Below are 16,367 nucleotides of genomic sequence, written 5' to 3'. Positions count from 1 at the left end.
CCCTGAAATTTCTGACACTCCTCAACCGATGGATATCCCGAAGTGTGGACTTGCCCGCATTGCGGCAACGCGTAGAGTGCCGGGGGTCTTCGACGTTCTGCGCCGGCGTCGTTTTTGGACACATCCAACGTCGTGGCGAGGTGAGCCACAGCGCCCGGACATAAGCATTGTCGCAGGAAGAGGAGAACGACACCCGATGGCAGATCGCATAATCGTCTACTGGCGCGACATCCCGGCCCAGGTCATCATCAAGAAGGGCCGCACGACCGCCAAGCGCGAGCTTTCGCTGCGCTTCACCGAGGCGATCGACATGTGCGCCATGCGCACCGGCGCTGCCGAAACCGACGATTATCTCGCCGAATGGCGCAAGGCCGAGCCAGAACCCGTCTCCGACGAACTGGAAGCGGAAGCAGACCGTGCGGCCGCCGAGCTCGAAGCCGCCTATGACCGCGAGCGCCTGGTTGCCCTCGTCAAAGCAGGAGGCCGCGACAATGGCTGAGCCGAAGCTCGCAGGTGCAGCGGAGGCGAAGATCGTCAAGGGCAATGCCGCGCCTGCCGCCAAGGCCGCGACCGGCGCCTATACCCCCGCCGGCGTTTCGCCGAGCCGCCGCTCGCGCCACAAATATACCGTCCGCCTCTGGGCCGTGCGCCATTCGCGCTTCCTCGAATGGTTCTACAACCGCTTTGCCGATCTCTTCCTGCTGTTGCACCCGCTGTGGAACGCAATTGGCTACGGCCGCGTCGAGCGGCCGGTGACCTTCGTCGAACGCCACGTCAAAGGCTTTCTTTTCGACTGTCGCATGTGCGGCCAGTGCGCGCTGTCGTCGACCGGCATGTCCTGCCCGATGAACTGTCCGAAGCAGCTGCGCAACGGCCCCTGCGGCGGCGTCAGGGCCAACGGCAATTGCGAGGTCGAGCCGGATATGCCCTGCGTCTGGGTGCAGGCGTGGAAAGGTTCGCAGAACATGACGAAGGGCGATGCGATCATGAACGTGCAGAAGCCGGTCAACCAGTCGCTGCGCGAGACCTCGTCGTGGCTGCGGGTGACGGCGGAAGCCGCCGCCCGCCGCGAAGCCCAGGCAAAAGAGAACCAGGCATGAGCCCCGATTACAATCCATACGACCCCGGCGCGCCGCTCGATCCTCTGCCCGGCCACTCCTCGCGCGGACGGCTCGAGCGCGTTTTGCGTCGCGGCGAATTTGCCGTCACCGCCGAACTCAACCCGCCCGACAGCGCCAACCCGCAGGACGTCTACGAGCGCGCCGCAATCTTCGATGGCTGGGTCGACGGCATCAATGCGGTCGATGCCTCCGGCGCCAACTGCCACATGTCATCTGTCGGCATCTGCGCACTGCTGACGCGCATGGGCTATGCCCCGATCATGCAGATCGCCTGCCGCGACAAGAACCGCATCGCCATCCAGGGCGACGTGCTTGGCGCGTCCGCCATGGGCGTGCAGAACGTCATGTGCCTGACCGGCGACGGCGTGCAGGCCGGCGACCAGCCGGGCGCCAAGCCGGTGTTCGACCTCGACTGCATGTCGCTGCTCGAGACCGTGCGCATCATGCGCGACAATTCCAAGTTCCTCTCCGGCCGCAAGCTGACGACGCCGCCACAGGTGTTTCTCGGCGCCGCCATCAACCCCTTTGCGCCTCCCTACGACTTCCGCCCCTATCGGCTGGCCAAGAAGATCGAGGCCGGCGCGCAGTTCGTCCAGAGCCAGTACTGCTTCGACGTGCCGATGTTCCGCGAATACATGAAGAAGGTGCGCGATCTCGGCCTGCACGAAAAATGCTTCATCCTCGTCGGCGTCGGACCGATGGCGTCGGCGAAAACCGCCCGCTGGATCCGCTCCAACGTGCCGGGCATCCACATTCCCGACAGCATCATCACGCGGCTGGAAGGTGCGCAGGATCAGAAAAAGGAAGGTAAGCAGCTCTGCATCGACATCATCAACGAGGTCAAGGAGATCGAAGGCGTCTCCGGCGTCCACGTCATGGCCTATCGCCAGGAAGAATATGTCGCAGAGATCGTGCATGAATCGGGCGTGTTGAAGGGTCGCAAGCCCTGGAAACACGAAACGCTGCCGACCGATGCGCTTGTCGCCTCCCGCATGGAGCACATTCGCGAAGGCAAGGAAGAAAACCAGCAGGAGATGGCCGAGGCCGCGGCCCACCATCCCCACTGAGGCAATCGCAGACAAAACCGGTGCCGGCCCGTCCGGCCGCCTCCATCGCTTAACGGTTGAGATAACGAAACCCGACGCCACAGGATCAAAGGATCTTACATGACCCGTACCATCGTCGCTTCCGCCACCCGCGAAATCATCATCGGCTTCGACCAGCCCTTCTGCGTCATCGGCGAGCGCATCAATCCGACCGGCCGCAAGAAGCTGGCCGCGGAAATGATCGAAGGCAATTTCGACACCGTCATCAAGGACGCGCTGGAGCAGGTCGCCGCCGGTGCGACGATGCTCGACGTCAACGCCGGCGTCACCGCCGTCAACCCGAACGAGACCGAACCGCCGTTGCTGGTCAAGACGCTGGAAATCGTCCAGGGCCTTGTCGACGTGCCGCTGTCGATTGACAGCTCCGTGTCGGCGGCAATCGAGGCGGCGTTGAAGGTCGCCAAGGGCCGGCCGCTCGTCAATTCCGTCACCGGCGAAGAGGAAAAGCTGGAAGCGATCCTGCCGCTCTGCAAGAAATACGACGTGCCGGTTGTCGCCATCTCCAACGACGAAACCGGCATTTCGATGGATCCGGACGTGCGCTTCGCCGTTGCCAAGAAGATCGTCGAGCGCGCCATGGATCATGGCATCAAGCCACACGACATCGTCGTCGATCCGCTGGTCATGCCGATCGGCGCCCTGGGCGACGCCGGCCGGCAGGTGTTTGCGCTTCTGCGCCGTCTGCGCGAAGAGCTGAAGGTCAACACCACCTGCGGCCTCTCCAACATCTCCTTCGGCCTGCCGCATCGCCACGGCATCAATGCCGGCTTCATCCCCATGGTCATCGGCGCCGGTATGACGTCCGCGATCATGAACCCCTGCCGTCCGCAGGAGATGGAGGCCGTTCGCGCTGCAAACGTTCTGAACGGCACCGACGCCAACTGCACCAACTGGATCAGGACCTACCGCGACCACAAGCCGGCAGAAGGCGGCCATGCCGTGGCGGCGGCCGCAGCACCGGCAGCCTCCGGCGGTCGTCGCGGCGGGCGCGCCGCGCGCACCGGCGGAGCTGCGGCGAGCGAATAGGCTTTTGCTCGGCGCCGTACTGCACATCGAAAGGACAACCAGGTCATGAGTTGCCCTGGTTGTCCTTTGGCTCTCCTTGTCAGATATGCGCTCTTTGAGGATGCGGGCGAGTTCAAAAGGCTCTACGGTGCGCTCAGGACCTAAGGCATGTCGCGCAAAAGTGCGCAGCGGTTTTGCGATAACGACATGGGCAAAAACAAGAACTTAAAGCGCAGCAAGCGAATCCTGGAGATCGCGACGCGCTTTAAGTCCTGCCGGTCCTGTTCGCAAACCTCGCGGTGCTTGCCGTCACTTTCGTTGCGGTTGTCACGAGGAGGATCAACTTTGGTTCCCAGGAACGGGTCATGAACGTCTGTTTCTGGGGTAGCTCGACGACACTGGCGGCGGCGTTTGTCTGGGCAATAGCAGCTGCGAAACTGACCACGGCTCCATAGTCAAGCATCCGACCGTCGCTGTCGCAGCACAAGAGTAGGGATCATCGATGACAACGCGCCGACTTCACCTCGACACTTTCACGCTCTGGTTCGAAGCCCCTTTCGTCATGGCGCTGCGGCTGCACGAAATGCAACTGGCGGCACTGACCGGGAAAACGCAGGATCCGACCGAGCTTAGCCGCATGGTCTCCGAGAAGATCGCGGCCACCGCGGAAAGTGCCATGGCCGTGAACATGGCGCTGTGGCGCACCGGTTTCGATAATGCGGTGCGGCTGATGACCGGCGGCGGCGCATCGCTTGGCCTGGGTGGAACGGCGATCGCTGCCGCCGCCCTTAAACCCTACGGCAAGCGCGTGCGCGTCAATGCCCGGCGCCTGTCGCGCAAGACGTCATGAACGGATACGCCCCGCGAGCGCAACCCTGACGAAATGATGCTCGCAGATCTTTCCATGTCGGGATCTGACAACTATCAGGCAGCATTCCGGTGCAGTCTGAAGACGTTTACCCATGCCTCGGTCCATCGGGCAGAAGCAGGCTTTAGGAAAGACAGAACAGAATGCGCATCGAAGGCACTTCCGAAATCGAGACCAACATGACCGAAGCCGCGCACAAGGATCCCCTCGTTCTGTTCATGCCATCGGGCAAGCGCGGCCGCTTCCCGGTCGGCACGCCGGTTCTCGATGCCGCCCGCTCGCTCGGGGTCTATGTCGAAAGTGTTTGCGGCGGCCGCGCCACCTGCGGGCGCTGTCAGATCGAGGTGCAGGAAGGCAACTTCGCCAAGCACAAGATCGTCTCCTCCAACGACCATATTTCGCCTGTTGGCCCGAAGGAACAGCGCTACGCCTCCGTGCGCGAACTGCCTGACGGTCGCCGGCTTTCCTGTTCCGCCCAGATTCTCGGCGATCTCGTCATCGACGTGCCGCAGGATACCGTCATCAACGCCCAGGTGGTGCGCAAGGCCGCAAGCGACCGGGTGATCGAGCGCAACGCCGCCATCCAGCTTTGCTATGTCGAGGTCGATGAGCCCGACATGCACAAGCCGCTCGGCGATCTCGACCGGCTGAAGGTGATGCTGGAGAAGGACTGGGGCTGGAAGGACCTGCTGATCGCGCCGCACCTGATTCCGCAGGTCCAGGGCATCCTGCGCAAGGGCAATTGGGCCGTGACCGCCGCCATCCACCGCGACATGGACAGTTCACGCCCCTTCATCGTCGGCCTGTGGCCGGGCCTCAAGAACGAGGCCTATGGCGTTGCCTGCGACATCGGCTCGACGACGATCGCCATGCATCTCGTCTCGCTGCTCTCCGGCCGTATCGTCGGCTCCTCGGGCACCTCGAACCCGCAGATCCGCTTCGGCGAGGATCTGATGAGCCGCGTCTCCTATGTGATGATGAATCCCGATGGCCGCGAGGCGATGACCAAGGCGGTGCGCGAGGCGGTCAACGGCCTGATCGGCAAGGTCTGCGCCGAAGGTGAGGTCGACCGCCACGACATCCTCGACATGGTCTTCGTCGGCAACCCGATCATGCACCACCTGTTCCTTGGCATCGACCCGACCGAGCTCGGCCAGGCGCCGTTTGCGCTCGCTGTCTCCGGCGCGCTGCAATATTGGGCGCACGAGATCGACATCGACGTCAACCGCGGCGCCCGGCTCTACATGCTGCCCTGCATCGCCGGCCATGTCGGCGCCGATGCCGCCGGCGCCACGCTGTCGGAAGGCCCTTACCGGCAGGACAAGATGATGCTGCTCGTCGATGTCGGCACCAATGCCGAGATCGTGCTCGGCAACAAGGATCGCGTCGTTGCCGCCTCCTCGCCCACCGGCCCGGCCTTCGAAGGGGCTGAAATCTCCTCCGGCCAGCGTGCCGCACCGGGCGCGATCGAGCGCGTGCGCATTGATCCCGAGACGCTCGAGCCGCGGTTCCGCGTCATCGGCGTCGACAAATGGTCTGATGAGGACGGCTTTGCCGAGGCGGCCGCCGCCGTTGGCGTCACCGGCATCTGCGGCTCGGCGATCATCGAAATCGTCGCGGAGATGTATCTCTCAGGCATCATCTCGCAGGATGGCGTCGTCGATGGCGCGATGGCGGCGAAAAGCCCGCGCATCATCCCGAACGGCCGCACCTTCTCCTACCTGCTGCACGAGGGCCAGCAGCGCATCACCGTGACGCAGAACGATATCCGCGCCATCCAGCTCGCCAAGGCGGCGCTCTATGCCGGCATCAAGCTGCTGATGGAAAAGCTGGATATCGACCATGTCGACACCATCCGCTTTGCCGGGGCCTTCGGTTCCTTCATCGATCCGAAATACGCCATGGTGCTGGGCCTGATCCCGGACTGCGACCTCGACGAGGTGAAGGCCGTCGGCAACGCCGCCGGCACCGGCGCGCTGATGGCGCTCCTGAACCGCGGCCACCGTCGCGAGATCGAGCAAACCGTCAGCAAAATCGAGAAGATAGAGACCGCTCTTGAATCAAAATTTCAGGAGCATTTCATCAACGCGATGGCAATGCCGAACAAGGTCGACGCCTTCCCGAAACTGTCTGCAGTCGTCACCCTGCCGGAGCGCAAGGTGGCGGCAGATGATGGCGAGGGCGGCGGCAGACGGCGGAGGCGTAGCCGGGAGTAGGGCCGAAAAGAAGCAAGCGGACACACTGCGCCCTTTAGAATGGTCTTCAGCGCATCAACGTATGACGTCCATCAGCGTCCTGCGCAGCGGCCCGCCGCGTTCGTCATGAACCACGAGGGAGACCGTCTCGAACAGAACGTCGATCGTGACGTCGTGGAAGGATATGATCCAAAATCGTGGACTGAGGACTTCCCACCGGGCTGTTTCCTCGCCACCAGAGACTTCATTGAACGCCCACGGAAGGACCGGGTATCTGCATCCTGGCAGGCCATCGACATTCATCGGCGTGACTCGGAAATCGATAACGTCACCGAACCTCAGGACCACGTTGCCACCGCCAACCGGGGGCGAGGTCTCGTAGCAAACCAGGGCGTCAATGCCGTCATAGAACACTACGGGGTTTGCGACTGATCCCAATTCGGGAAAAGCCTCCAATGGCGTTGATACCTGCATAATTGATCGCGCGTTGCTTCGGTTGAACGTCATGGCATGCTTGCGTTCAAGTCACTGCATAGTCAAATGTTTTGGCCCAACGGCAAGTGAGGGCGGTGACAGTGCCAAGCATCCCTCCCCCCGCCTGCGGGGGAAGGTGCCGGCAAGCGGATGAGGGCTGCAACAACGCACCAGGGAGCGCGTTCGAGAAAGGCGGTGACGCTTAGAATCTCACGCGGCCCTCGCCGCAAATGCCCCCAGCAGTCCCGTCCATCCATCTTCTGAATCAAGCGCCACGCGGGCTTCATTCGCCTTCGCACCATAATTGGCGAGATCGCGATGTTCGAGCAGTACGGTGGTGCCGCCATCGACTGCGGGCTCGAAGATGACCTCCACCGCGGTCTCAAACTCCGGATCGAACACCCAGTCGGCATTCAGTTGCCAGGCAAGGAGGATGCGCCTCGGCCGCTCGCAGGCAAGCACCCGCCCCCATTCCTTCTCCTCGCCGCCATTGCCGATTTCGTACCAGCGGCCGCCCGCAAACGGCTCGACCACGACGGTCCTCTGTCCGCTTGCCGTCAGGCTATGGCTCTTCAGCCACCATTCGCCCATGCCGGCGACGAAGATGTCGAAGGCGCGCTCCGGCGTCGCGCGGACTGTCACGGTTTTGCGCACAGGGGCAGGCTCGATGTGATGCATTTCACAAACTCCCGTTTGCCTCATGGACCGCACCACAAACCATGCCGATATGTCAGATGGCTTCGTCGCGGTCCGCCACTGCCTTGAAGGCGGCGAGTTGATCACCCCAGAAGCGATCGAGCCATTGCCGCAGCGGACCAAGGCCAGCGGGGTCGATCGAATAGATACGGCGCGTGCCTGAAGGCGTGTCGTGAACAAGGCCCGCCTCTTTCAACACTTTCAGGTGCTGCGATATTGCCGGCTGCGACACCGGCAACGACCGTGCGAGATCGGCAACCGAGCAACGACCGGTACCCAGCCTCTCGAAAATCTGGCGCCGCGTCGGGTCTGCCAACGCCGCAAGCACTCTGCCTTCATAAGTCATTACTTATTATAAGCCTACGCTTATGGAAGGGCAAGCACCGCTTGAGCCCGGCGGCAAGACAGCGGGATTGGCACAATGGAACGGCACAAAGTCATGCTGTTTCATGGCGATAAGCTGCGAACGTGATTCAAAATATCAGCAGCGGGTCGGCGCGCTTCACCATCGGACCGAACGTGCTGCGCCCTCTACCCACCAAGCGCGATCGTCACTGCGACAAGTACGGCACCGATCGCTGCCATGGCGAAGGCCATCGGCCAGGGGCTTCGCCCCATATAGCTGCCGAGCCGTGCTCCGACGATAAAAAGCATGATGAGCGCGATGGCGTTCGAAACGCGCATGGCGACGTCGATCTGCTCGATGAACAGGAAGGGAATGCTCGGCGGCAGCGTCGAGATGACGACGAGCGCGAAGATGGCAAGCGCGGCCTTGAGGTCTCCGCCTGTGACCACGGAATGCTGACCGTTGGACGGCAAGGCCCGTACGCGCAGAAGCAGCGCCTCGATTTCGCTTTGCGCTGACACCAACCTGATATCATCAGGGAGGTTGTCGAGAAAGATCTGGCGGGCGCGATCGAGAGGTTCGCGCTGCAGAGCGTCGACCAGGCCGCGACGTCGCACCCGCTCGACCGCGGTCGTTACCACATGCATGACGCCATCGACGATGCCCCAGGCCAGATTGCAGCCGAAAGCGGCGACAAGCACCGCATTCACTTTCTCGCCGCCACCGACGGCCGCACTCATCGTACCGGTGAAGGACAGCGCCATCAGCAGCCCGAAAATGATCTCCGAGAGGCGATCGATCGGATCCAAAATGCGTCGCGACTGGTCATCTCGCGCCATGGCACGCCTTCCCCTTGCGCCGAGATCAACGCATGACGATCGGGTCGCTTTCGGCCGGTTTGTCAGGCAACCGCTGTTGCAAGCCGCGCCTCTCCCGACTGGATCCTCAGTTCCGCGAATGCGTCGCGAACATGATCTGCGACAGCCAGCACCGGCGCCGGCGCATCGTCGATCACCTGCAAGCCGATGTCGTAATGGCCGAGATCCGGTAGGCCGTCACGCTCGCCGAGCTGCACCATCTCACCCTGGACGAGGTAGCGCGGCAGCGGGGCAATCGCGAGGCCCGCGAGCACGGCGGCACGCTGGCCCGTGGTATAGGCGCTGAGAAAGGCAATGCGGAACCGGCGGCCGGCGCGCGACAGCTTTTCCACCGCATCGGCCCGCCAGACGCAACCGTCCTCCCACATCGACACCGGCAGCGGATCCTTAAGATGCGCATTGCCGCATTTGACGCCGGCCCAGACCAGCTTCTCCTGCATCAGGATCTCGCCGTTCTTCGGCGCGACGTCGGTCAGGCTGTTGAAGATCGCGATGTCGAGACGGTGCTCGTCGACGCGCTTGCGCATGGCGCCGCTCATGCCGATCGAGACGTCGACCGTGACGTTCGGATAGGATTCGGCAAAGCGCTTCAACACTTCCGGCAGAATGCGCTCGCCGACATCCTCGGGCGCGCCGACACGCACGACGCCGTTCATGTCGGGCAGCAGGAAGCGAGACACCGTCTCGTTGTTGAGCGCCAGCAGGCGGCGAGCAAAGCCCAAGAGCATCTCGCCCTTGGGCGTCAGCGACACCGAACGCGCATCGCGCAGGAACAGCGTGCAGCCGAGCTGCTCTTCCAGCTTCTTGATCTGCATCGAGACCGCCGACGGCGTGCGATAGACCGTTTCGGCCGCGGTGGTGAAGTTGCCCGTTTCGGCGATGGCGACGAAGGTTTTCAACACATCCATTTCCAGGAGCGGAAGCGCATGGCGCAGCATCATGTTCATGGCGGCATCCGTGTTCAATAAAACTGACAGAATGGTTCACTTCATTTCGTTTGATTGAACATCAGCAAAGACCGATAGTCAAGTTGCAAGGACGCCAAAGGAAGGAAACCAGTCATGTCCGCGACAACAATGGCCTTCTCTGCCCCGCAGGACATCCGGCACGTGAGCAAGGTGAAGCCCAAGATGAACCGCACTCCGGATCATGCCGTGCAAATGGCAAAGGCCCTGCCTGTGAGACAGGTCAATGCCGACGGCGATCTCGTCCTGTCGTTCCTCTCCCGCGTGCAAACGCTGATCGACGGCATTGCACGAAAACGACAGGCAAAACGCATCGCCCGGAATCGGGTGGAAGCCCACCGCGAATTGGCGAAACTACCCAAGCGGGTCCGCAACGACCTCATCTTCGCCGAGACGCTGATTGATCACCATGTTTGATGGAAAACATCAAACATATTCGTTTGAATGATGATTAGGGTTGCGACATATATAGATCGTGGTCGCGACCTCTGAGGCACTCAGAAGGAGCCATGAAATGTCTACTATCCATCTATCACAGACCTCGGAGCGGGCACCCTCCCTCTCGTCCATCCCGGGTCTCTTCAATCTGCGTGCACGCGCCTGGGCTGCCTGGAAGCGCTATGCCAACGAGCGCGCACTTGAAAACCTGTCCTACGACACGATGAAGGACATCGGCTTCCCATCCGTCGACGACGCGGTGCACAAGACCGAACAATGAATGACCGCCTGACCTGTTCTCGGGGACCCAAGACCCCGAGCGCGAACCGCTGAAGGGCATCGTCGAGAAGGCGATGCCTTTCTTCTTTTGTGGTTTCGCCAGATGCCGTCGGGCGTCGAAACGCCCCAAACCGGCCCTTGCGCGAACTTGTCCGATACCGACACCTGGCCCTTTCACCGCCGGCGCGTCGCAATCGGCAAACACAACCCAAAGGCGTTCTTTCTGAAAATTGCGCATCTCTGGCGTTTCTTGTCAGATTACGTCAACGACGCCGGTAAATCTGTCGCATTCCTTACAAAAGCCGCAAAGCCGGCTCGACAGCGGCTTTCCCGCCCCATGTCGCAATGCGAAATGTCTTTGCGGTCGCTGCTTTCCATGTCAATGTCGCAAACAGACAAGCCGGATGGTATCTTCCAAGCGACGAATATACGGCATCGCCAAGCACGGGAAGCCTCATGAACAAGCCCTTGACCAAAAAGCGTTCTCTCGTCTTCTTCCTGGTACCGAACTTTTCCATGCTGCCGTTTTCGGCCGCCATCGAAACGCTCCGCATCGCCAACCGCATGCTCGGCTACGAGGCCTATACATGGCGCCTCACATCGACCGACGGCGAAAAGGTTCTCTCCTCAAGCGGCATCGCGCTTGAGGTCAACTCGTCTCTCGCCGACGAACGCAAGTTCCTGGGCGGGGAAAACCGTCCGTCGATGGTGCTGGTCTGTTCCGGCATCTATGTCGAGGATTTCAACAACAAGTCGGTCAATGCCTGGCTGCGCGAAGTCTACAACCGCGGCGTCGCCGTCGGCAGCCTCTGTACGGGCGCCCATGTGCTGGCCTCGGCCGGCCTGTTGACGGGCAAGCGCTGCGCCATCCACTGGGAAAACCTGCCCGGCTTCTCCGAGAACTTCCCGCAGGTCGACGTCTATGCCGACCTCTATGAGATCGACAGCAACATCTACACCTGCGCCGGCGGCACCGCCTCGCTCGACATGATGCTGAACCTGATCGACCAGGATTTTGGCGAGAACCTCGTCAACCGCGTCTGCGAACAGGCGCTGACCGACCGCGTGCGCGGCCCTCACGACCGCCAGCGGCTGCCGCTGCGCGCCCGTCTCGGCGTCCAGAACGCCAAGGTGCTGTCGATCATCGAGCTGATGGAAGGCAATCTTGCCGAACCGCTGTCGCTCCTGGAGATCGCCGAGGGCGCCGACCTGTCGCGCCGGCAGATCGAGCGACTATTCCGCCAGGAGATGGGGCGGTCCCCTGCCCGCTACTATCTGGAGATCCGGCTCGACCGCGCTCGACACCTCCTCATCCAGTCGTCGATGCCGGTCGTCGAAGTCGCCGTCGCCTGCGGCTTCGTCTCGGCGTCGCACTTCTCCAAGTGTTATCGCGAACTCTACAACCGCTCGCCGCAGCAGGAGCGCGCCGACCGCAAGCTGACGCTGCAGATGGCGCGATAGGAACTGGTGCGAACACACAAAAAGTGCGGGTCATCCGCCCTTTTTGTTGGCAACAGGCCGTCCCTTCTTAACCTATCCGGCGATGTGAGCCCGCCAGCCGCCAAAACTTCCCTCATTCCTGTGCCTGTCACAGGAATCCAGCCAGCCCAAGTCCTTGGGCTGAAATGCCCCCTAACCCGACAGACGTCGGGTCGCTGGATCCCTGCCACAGGGGCGAGGATGAGGAGAACGGGGTGCAAACCTCGTTGAAGACGGTATCGGTCCGAATTTCAGATGGAACCGTCCGCCCAATTTGCGGTTGCGCTTGCCGCCGCAGCGATACCACAGACCACCTGGCCCGCTTTGTCGCCCCTCATTTCCCGCCATTCTGGAACCCGCTCCACCCACGTTCGCGCTTGCGTCGATCCGCATTTTTCGCTTGAACGGAAAAGGAGAACGCGTGGCCGCGCCGCAGCCGGAACGTGCTGGCACGCCTCCGCCGCTTGAACATCAGGAGCATTTCACCCCATGGCACCCGTGATCATCGATCCGAGCAAGGTCCACGAGTTCGAAGACAAAGAGCGTTTCTATGTCTGGCTCGGCGCCAACCATGCCGGCGAAACCGAGGTCTGGATCAAGATCCACAAGGTAAGCTCCGGCCTCAAATCGATCACGCCGAAGGAGGCGATCGACGTGATCCTGTGCTGGGGCTGGATCGATGGCGTGCGCAAGAGCCACGACGACCAGAGTTACATGCAGCGCTACACCCCGCGCGGCAAGAAAAGCATCTGGAGCCAGATCAACGTCGACAATGTGGCCCGGCTGATCGCCGAAGGCCGGATGACCCCGTATGGGCTGAAAGAGGTCGACAAGGCCAAGGCCGACGGCCGCTGGGATCGCGCCTATGGCAGCGGCAAGGAAATGAAGATCCCCGACGACCTGCAGGCAGCGATCGACGCCGAGCCGCAGGCGCGAGAAATGCTGGCAAAACTCAGCGCGCAGAACCGCTTCGCGCTTGCCTTCCGCACGCACAATATGAAGACCGAGGCCGGCCGCCGGAAAAAGATCGAGACCTTCGTCGAGATGCTGAAGCGCGGCGAGACGATCTACCCGCAGGCGCGGAAATAGCGCAGGCCACACCGTCAACCCTTGTCCATGAGCGCACCTGTTCAGCCGGATCTGGCTCAGGTCCGGGCGTGGAAGGCGCGCTCCAGTTCGGCGATATCGAGCTTGATCATGCCCAGCATGGCCTCGGTCACACGCCGGGCGCGCTCGCGGTCGGTATGGGCAACCATGTCGCCGAGCGCTCTCGGCACGATCTGCCAGCAAAGACCCCAGCGGTCCCGCAGCCAACCGCATTGCTCGGCCTGCCCGCCGTTTTCAAGCAGCGCATTCCACAGGCGATCGATCTCCTCCTGACTGTCGCATTGGATCATGATCGAGAAGGAATGGTTGAACGGGTCCAGCGGTCCGGCTTCGAGCGCGGTGAAGTTCTGGTTTCCCAGGGTGAACTCGATCACCTTGACGCTGCCCGCCGGCCCGCTCGGCGAATCCGCCGGCATCACCGTCGTGCGGACGATCGCCGAATTGGGCACGAGCGAGACGTAGAGTTCGACGGCCCTGAGGGCGTCCTTTTCGAACCAGAGATTTGAGACAACTTTGGTCATATGCGGCTCCTCTTCGCAGGCCCGGATCATGTCCGGCTGCTTGGAAGACGTTTCGCCGATGCCGAAACCGACAATGCTTCGCGATTCATTGCAATCATCGCGGCTAGCGGCACTAGCTCGCCACCATGCAGGAACAGGTCCTTGGCCGGACAGCGTCGCGGATTGCGGCTCGCTACGACGCCAGTGCGTCGAGCAGTGCGAGCTCCGAAATCACCCGGTTTCGCCCGGCGTGCTTGGCCATGTAGAGAAACTGGTCGGCCGCATGCAGGTAGTTCTCGAAGGACTCCGGCGCCTCGATGGTCGCAAGACCGATCGACACTGTAATCGACAGTTCCTCGTCATCCGCAACGATGCGCGATCTCGCAAGCTCGATGCGCAGCTTCTCGCAGAACGTGAAGGCGCGCTGGACGTCGAAGCCGTTGAACAGGATGCCGAACTCCTCGCCGCCGAGGCGGGCAAGCAGGTGTTCGTCGCCGACCAGCGTCGTCAACCGCTTGGCCACATGCTTCAACACGACGTCGCCGATCTCGTGGCCATAGGTGTCGTTGAGGCGTTTGAAGTGGTCGATGTCGAGAATGGCGATGGCCGTGGTCTCGCCGCGGCGCAGGCACTGCTCGACGAGGCGCGGGCCGGTCAGGAAGAAATGGCGGCGATTGTAGATATCGGTGAGATAGTCGCTCGCTGCCTGTCGCTGCAGCGTCTGCAACCGTTTCTGGATGCCGGCGGCATAGGCGATGCGACCGTTGAACTCTGCCTCAAGGAATGGCTTCTGGATGAAGTCCGTCCCGCCGGCCTCAAGGAACCGCGCTCCGATCCGGCGGTCGCCGCTGTCGGAAAGCGCGATCACCGGCAGCGCCTCATCGCCCTGGCGCCGGCGCACCTCGGCAAGCAGCGCTGCCCCAGTCATGTCGGACAAATCAAGATCGGTGACGACGATATCGATCGCCTCGCCGGAATCGAGCACCAGCAGCGCATCGGCGGCGCAAGCGACCTCGCACACCGAAATCCGCTGCCGGCGCAGGATGCCCGCAAGCTCGACCCGCGACGGCGTGTCGGAATCGGCAAGCAGCACCGTCGTCTTGCCATTGGTCAAGGCCCGGTCCACGGCGCCGATCAGGAGATTGATCGATTCCGGCTGGTTCTTGATGACACAATCGAGCGCGCCGCGACCGAGGATCTGGTCGCGCGTGTTGTCGTTGAAGGCCGCGGTGAAGACGACGGCCGGAACGTTGTTGGCGAGGATGAAGTCGAGCGCCTCACAATTGGGCGCGTCGGGAAGATTGAGGTCGAGCACGGCGAGCGAGAAGCTATCCGGCGCTGCGGTCATTTCCTGGCGCAGCGCCTCCAGCGAGGCGCAATGGGTGACACGAATACCATGCACCGTTTCCAGGCCGTATTTCAGCGCGGTGGCAAACATGCGGGAATCTTCGATCAGCAACATGCGCTTGTCGCTGTGCTTCTGCACAGAATTGATCCGACCTGGCGTGCGGCGCAATCTCACGTCCCTGCAAATCCCGATTTCGAGCCGCAGGCGTGCTGTCCCAAAAAGGGCGACGCTGGCTCCCAATATACAATTATACCCGGCACGGATCGCGCCAGACATTTTGTCTTGGCATGACCAGGCGTTACCGGGCTCCCCACTTTTGTTGCGGCCGATTGAAGACGGTCCGGATTGCAATTTCGTTAATGCGGCAACCGTAAGAGGGCTTTTCTCGCGACCCCGGCAATTTTAGGGGTCGCAAGCGCAGGAAAGCGGCAGATGCGCCGGCGTGTGTAGCCGACGGATGAGCGCCACCGCCTCGAAACGGAGGTGGCGGGCGGGATCAAGGCGCCGACAAACGGCGCATCCGGCAGCCAGGTTCGCGGAGTTCGCAGGCGCGTTAAAGCGCGTCGCGATCTTTCAGATTCGCTTGCCGCGCTTCAAGTTCTTGTTTTTACGCATGTCGTTATCGCAAAACCGCAGCACACTTTTGCGCGACATGCTTTAGGCCGGAACTTTCACCTTTTCGCTCAAGGTCTTGATCTTGATCAGCGTGTCGAGGTTCTGGTTGACGCGGCAATAGAACTCTTCGTTGACGAAGGGGCGCACGACGAAATCGTTGCCGCCGGCCTTGAGGAAGCGTGCCGACAAGAGCCGGTTGGTCGAGGACGAGACGCCGATGATGCGCAACTGGTGCGGCCCATAGGTGCCGCGAATGCGCCGCGTCAGCTCGAAGCCGTCGATGTCGGGCATGTTGTAGTCGGTGATGACGAGGCCGATATCCGGATGGTTCTTGAGGATTTCGAGCGCCGTCGCACCGTTTTCTGCCGTGCTGGTGCGGAAATTGTAGCGTTTCAGCTGCGTCGTCAGCAGCGCGCGCGCCGTCGGGCTGTCGTCGACGATGAGCACATGGTGCTTGTGGTTGGTGAGAAACCGGCAAACCGATTCCGCCAGCATGTCGACGGCAAAGACGCTGTCCTTGATGACATAGTCGACGATCTCCTTGGCCAGGATCTTCTCGCGCGTACTTTCCTGGAAGGAGCCGGTGAAGACCACGGTCGGCACGCTCATCTCGATGAGATAATTCAGCGCCTCGCCATTCTCGGCACCGGGCAGGTTGATGTTGGAAATGGCCAGCGACGCCGGGAATGTCGCATTTTCGACGGCAAACTGCAGATCGTCATAATCGCGGCAGACGATGACGTCGATGTCGAACAGCTCTTTCAGCCGCTTCGAGACCATCGACGAAAACAGATTGGAGTCCTCGGCAAGCACGATGCGGTGCTCAGCAAGAGATTCACCGGAATAGTACATTCCGGAAACGCCGAAAAATGACATTGATCGCCTATAAGAAAGAGTGTCCCCGAAGCCATGCTAGAGGAGAAAGACTTTCCCGGCTGTTAATGAGG

At 61.7% G+C, this 16,367-nt stretch carries 18 protein-coding genes; 10 read left to right on the top strand and 8 right to left on the bottom strand.

All coding sequences use genetic code 11. The features are described from left to right. The first annotated feature begins 196 nt into the window (after positions 1-196). The 6 genes from ASD02_RS14985 (at position 197) to ASD02_RS14955 (ending at position 6,316) form a co-directional block, all read left to right on the top strand. Positions 197-499: a virulence factor gene (locus ASD02_RS14985; RefSeq protein WP_025427405.1), complete on the top strand. Its 303-nt coding sequence runs from the start codon at positions 197-199 to the stop codon at positions 497-499. Next, positions 492-1,100 carry a methylenetetrahydrofolate reductase C-terminal domain-containing protein gene (locus ASD02_RS14980; RefSeq protein WP_057210906.1) on the top strand — a complete coding sequence of 203 codons (609 nt, stop codon included), beginning with the start codon at positions 492-494 and terminating at the stop codon, positions 1,098-1,100. Before ASD02_RS14985 ends, ASD02_RS14980 begins: the two co-directional genes overlap by 8 nt. Beyond that, positions 1,097-2,188, top strand: a complete 1,092-nt coding sequence (locus tag ASD02_RS14975; RefSeq protein ID WP_025427407.1) for a methylenetetrahydrofolate reductase — start codon at positions 1,097-1,099, stop codon at positions 2,186-2,188. The genes ASD02_RS14980 and ASD02_RS14975 overlap by 4 nt, the downstream gene beginning before the upstream one ends. A 99-nt stretch (positions 2,189-2,287) precedes the next feature. Beyond that, positions 2,288-3,253, top strand: coding sequence for a methyltetrahydrofolate cobalamin methyltransferase (locus tag ASD02_RS14970; RefSeq protein WP_025427408.1), 966 nt, complete (start codon positions 2,288-2,290; stop codon positions 3,251-3,253). Between the two features lie 481 nt (positions 3,254-3,734). Continuing rightward, positions 3,735-4,082, top strand: a complete 348-nt coding sequence (locus ASD02_RS14960; RefSeq protein ID WP_025427410.1) for a hypothetical protein — start codon at positions 3,735-3,737, stop codon at positions 4,080-4,082. 161 nt (positions 4,083-4,243) lie between these two features. Further along, a complete protein-coding gene (locus tag ASD02_RS14955; protein WP_025427411.1) occupies positions 4,244-6,316 on the top strand; it encodes an ASKHA domain-containing protein in 2,073 nt (690 codons plus the stop codon). A gap of 54 nt (positions 6,317-6,370) precedes the next feature. On the opposite strand, the gene ASD02_RS14950 is transcribed toward ASD02_RS14955, so the two are convergent. The 5 genes from ASD02_RS14950 to ASD02_RS14930 form a co-directional block, all read right to left on the bottom strand. Further along, positions 6,371-6,802: a hypothetical protein gene (locus ASD02_RS14950; protein WP_225906564.1), complete on the bottom strand. Its 432-nt coding sequence runs from the start codon at positions 6,800-6,802 to the stop codon at positions 6,371-6,373. Between the two features lie 177 nt (positions 6,803-6,979). Further along, positions 6,980-7,447 (bottom strand): SRPBCC family protein, encoded by a 468-nt coding sequence (locus ASD02_RS14945; RefSeq protein ID WP_025427413.1) that lies wholly within the window; start codon positions 7,445-7,447, stop codon positions 6,980-6,982. 52 nt (positions 7,448-7,499) lie between these two features. Next, the gene (locus ASD02_RS14940; RefSeq protein ID WP_057210908.1) at positions 7,500-7,811 is read right to left on the bottom strand and encodes a metalloregulator ArsR/SmtB family transcription factor; all 312 of its coding nucleotides are present in this window, start codon (positions 7,809-7,811) and stop codon (positions 7,500-7,502) included. 185 nt (positions 7,812-7,996) lie between these two features. After that, a complete protein-coding gene (locus ASD02_RS14935) occupies positions 7,997-8,650 on the bottom strand; it encodes a VIT1/CCC1 transporter family protein (protein ID WP_025427415.1) in 654 nt (217 codons plus the stop codon). 62 nt (positions 8,651-8,712) lie between these two features. Continuing rightward, positions 8,713-9,636: a LysR family transcriptional regulator gene (locus ASD02_RS14930; protein WP_025427416.1), complete on the bottom strand. Its 924-nt coding sequence runs from the start codon at positions 9,634-9,636 to the stop codon at positions 8,713-8,715. A gap of 114 nt (positions 9,637-9,750) precedes the next feature. On the opposite strand from ASD02_RS14930, the gene ASD02_RS14925 reads away from it, so the two are divergent. The 4 genes from ASD02_RS14925 (at position 9,751) to ASD02_RS14905 (ending at position 12,939) form a co-directional block, all read left to right on the top strand. After that, positions 9,751-10,071, top strand: a complete 321-nt coding sequence (locus ASD02_RS14925; protein WP_025427417.1) for a hypothetical protein — start codon at positions 9,751-9,753, stop codon at positions 10,069-10,071. A gap of 97 nt (positions 10,072-10,168) precedes the next feature. Beyond that, on the top strand, positions 10,169-10,372 hold the full coding sequence (locus ASD02_RS14920; RefSeq protein ID WP_025427418.1) for a hypothetical protein: 204 nt from the start codon (positions 10,169-10,171) through the stop codon (positions 10,370-10,372). A 455-nt stretch (positions 10,373-10,827) separates the two neighbouring features. Further along, positions 10,828-11,832 carry a GlxA family transcriptional regulator gene (locus ASD02_RS14910; RefSeq protein WP_057210910.1) on the top strand — a complete coding sequence of 335 codons (1,005 nt, stop codon included), beginning with the start codon at positions 10,828-10,830 and terminating at the stop codon, positions 11,830-11,832. 507 nt (positions 11,833-12,339) lie between these two features. Further along, positions 12,340-12,939: a YdeI/OmpD-associated family protein gene (locus ASD02_RS14905; RefSeq protein ID WP_025427422.1), complete on the top strand. Its 600-nt coding sequence runs from the start codon at positions 12,340-12,342 to the stop codon at positions 12,937-12,939. 56 nt (positions 12,940-12,995) lie between these two features. Here the strand turns inward: ASD02_RS14905 and ASD02_RS14900 are convergent, their stop codons facing one another. From ASD02_RS14900 to ASD02_RS14885, 3 genes are all read right to left on the bottom strand, one after another. Next, positions 12,996-13,478, bottom strand: a complete 483-nt coding sequence (locus ASD02_RS14900) for a VOC family protein (protein ID WP_025427423.1) — start codon at positions 13,476-13,478, stop codon at positions 12,996-12,998. A gap of 172 nt (positions 13,479-13,650) precedes the next feature. Next, positions 13,651-14,943: a diguanylate cyclase gene (locus ASD02_RS14895; protein ID WP_244445410.1), complete on the bottom strand. Its 1,293-nt coding sequence runs from the start codon at positions 14,941-14,943 to the stop codon at positions 13,651-13,653. A gap of 519 nt (positions 14,944-15,462) precedes the next feature. After that, positions 15,463-16,296, bottom strand: a complete 834-nt coding sequence (locus ASD02_RS14885; protein ID WP_025427426.1) for a response regulator — start codon at positions 16,294-16,296, stop codon at positions 15,463-15,465. Positions 16,297-16,367: the final 71 nt, after the last annotated feature.

This window comes from Ensifer sp. Root1252, from assembly GCF_001425885.1.
Lineage (GTDB): Bacteria > Pseudomonadota > Alphaproteobacteria > Rhizobiales > Rhizobiaceae > Ensifer > Ensifer canadensis.
The sequence above is the reverse complement of the archived record's forward strand: the minus strand, read 5'-3'. Positions and strand labels throughout refer to the sequence as shown.

Coding starts and splice junctions, on each gene's coding strand:
- ASD02_RS14945 (WP_025427413.1), bottom strand. CDS start 7,447: ATGCATCACATCGAGCCTGCCCCTGTGCGCAAAACCGTGACAGTCCGC.
- ASD02_RS14955 (WP_025427411.1), top strand. CDS start 4,244: ATGCGCATCGAAGGCACTTCCGAAATCGAGACCAACATGACCGAAGCC.
- ASD02_RS14885 (WP_025427426.1), bottom strand. CDS start 16,296: ATGTCATTTTTCGGCGTTTCCGGAATGTACTATTCCGGTGAATCTCTT.
- ASD02_RS14975 (WP_025427407.1), top strand. CDS start 1,097: ATGAGCCCCGATTACAATCCATACGACCCCGGCGCGCCGCTCGATCCT.
- ASD02_RS14930 (WP_025427416.1), bottom strand. CDS start 9,636: ATGAACATGATGCTGCGCCATGCGCTTCCGCTCCTGGAAATGGATGTG.
- ASD02_RS14950 (WP_225906564.1), bottom strand. CDS start 6,802: ATGACGTTCAACCGAAGCAACGCGCGATCAATTATGCAGGTATCAACG.
- ASD02_RS14925 (WP_025427417.1), top strand. CDS start 9,751: ATGTCCGCGACAACAATGGCCTTCTCTGCCCCGCAGGACATCCGGCAC.
- ASD02_RS14910 (WP_057210910.1), top strand. CDS start 10,828: ATGAACAAGCCCTTGACCAAAAAGCGTTCTCTCGTCTTCTTCCTGGTA.
- ASD02_RS14920 (WP_025427418.1), top strand. CDS start 10,169: ATGTCTACTATCCATCTATCACAGACCTCGGAGCGGGCACCCTCCCTC.
- ASD02_RS14960 (WP_025427410.1), top strand. CDS start 3,735: ATGACAACGCGCCGACTTCACCTCGACACTTTCACGCTCTGGTTCGAA.
- ASD02_RS14935 (WP_025427415.1), bottom strand. CDS start 8,650: ATGGCGCGAGATGACCAGTCGCGACGCATTTTGGATCCGATCGATCGC.
- ASD02_RS14905 (WP_025427422.1), top strand. CDS start 12,340: ATGGCACCCGTGATCATCGATCCGAGCAAGGTCCACGAGTTCGAAGAC.
- ASD02_RS14940 (WP_057210908.1), bottom strand. CDS start 7,811: ATGACTTATGAAGGCAGAGTGCTTGCGGCGTTGGCAGACCCGACGCGG.
- ASD02_RS14970 (WP_025427408.1), top strand. CDS start 2,288: ATGACCCGTACCATCGTCGCTTCCGCCACCCGCGAAATCATCATCGGC.
- ASD02_RS14985 (WP_025427405.1), top strand. CDS start 197: ATGGCAGATCGCATAATCGTCTACTGGCGCGACATCCCGGCCCAGGTC.
- ASD02_RS14980 (WP_057210906.1), top strand. CDS start 492: ATGGCTGAGCCGAAGCTCGCAGGTGCAGCGGAGGCGAAGATCGTCAAG.
- ASD02_RS14900 (WP_025427423.1), bottom strand. CDS start 13,478: ATGACCAAAGTTGTCTCAAATCTCTGGTTCGAAAAGGACGCCCTCAGG.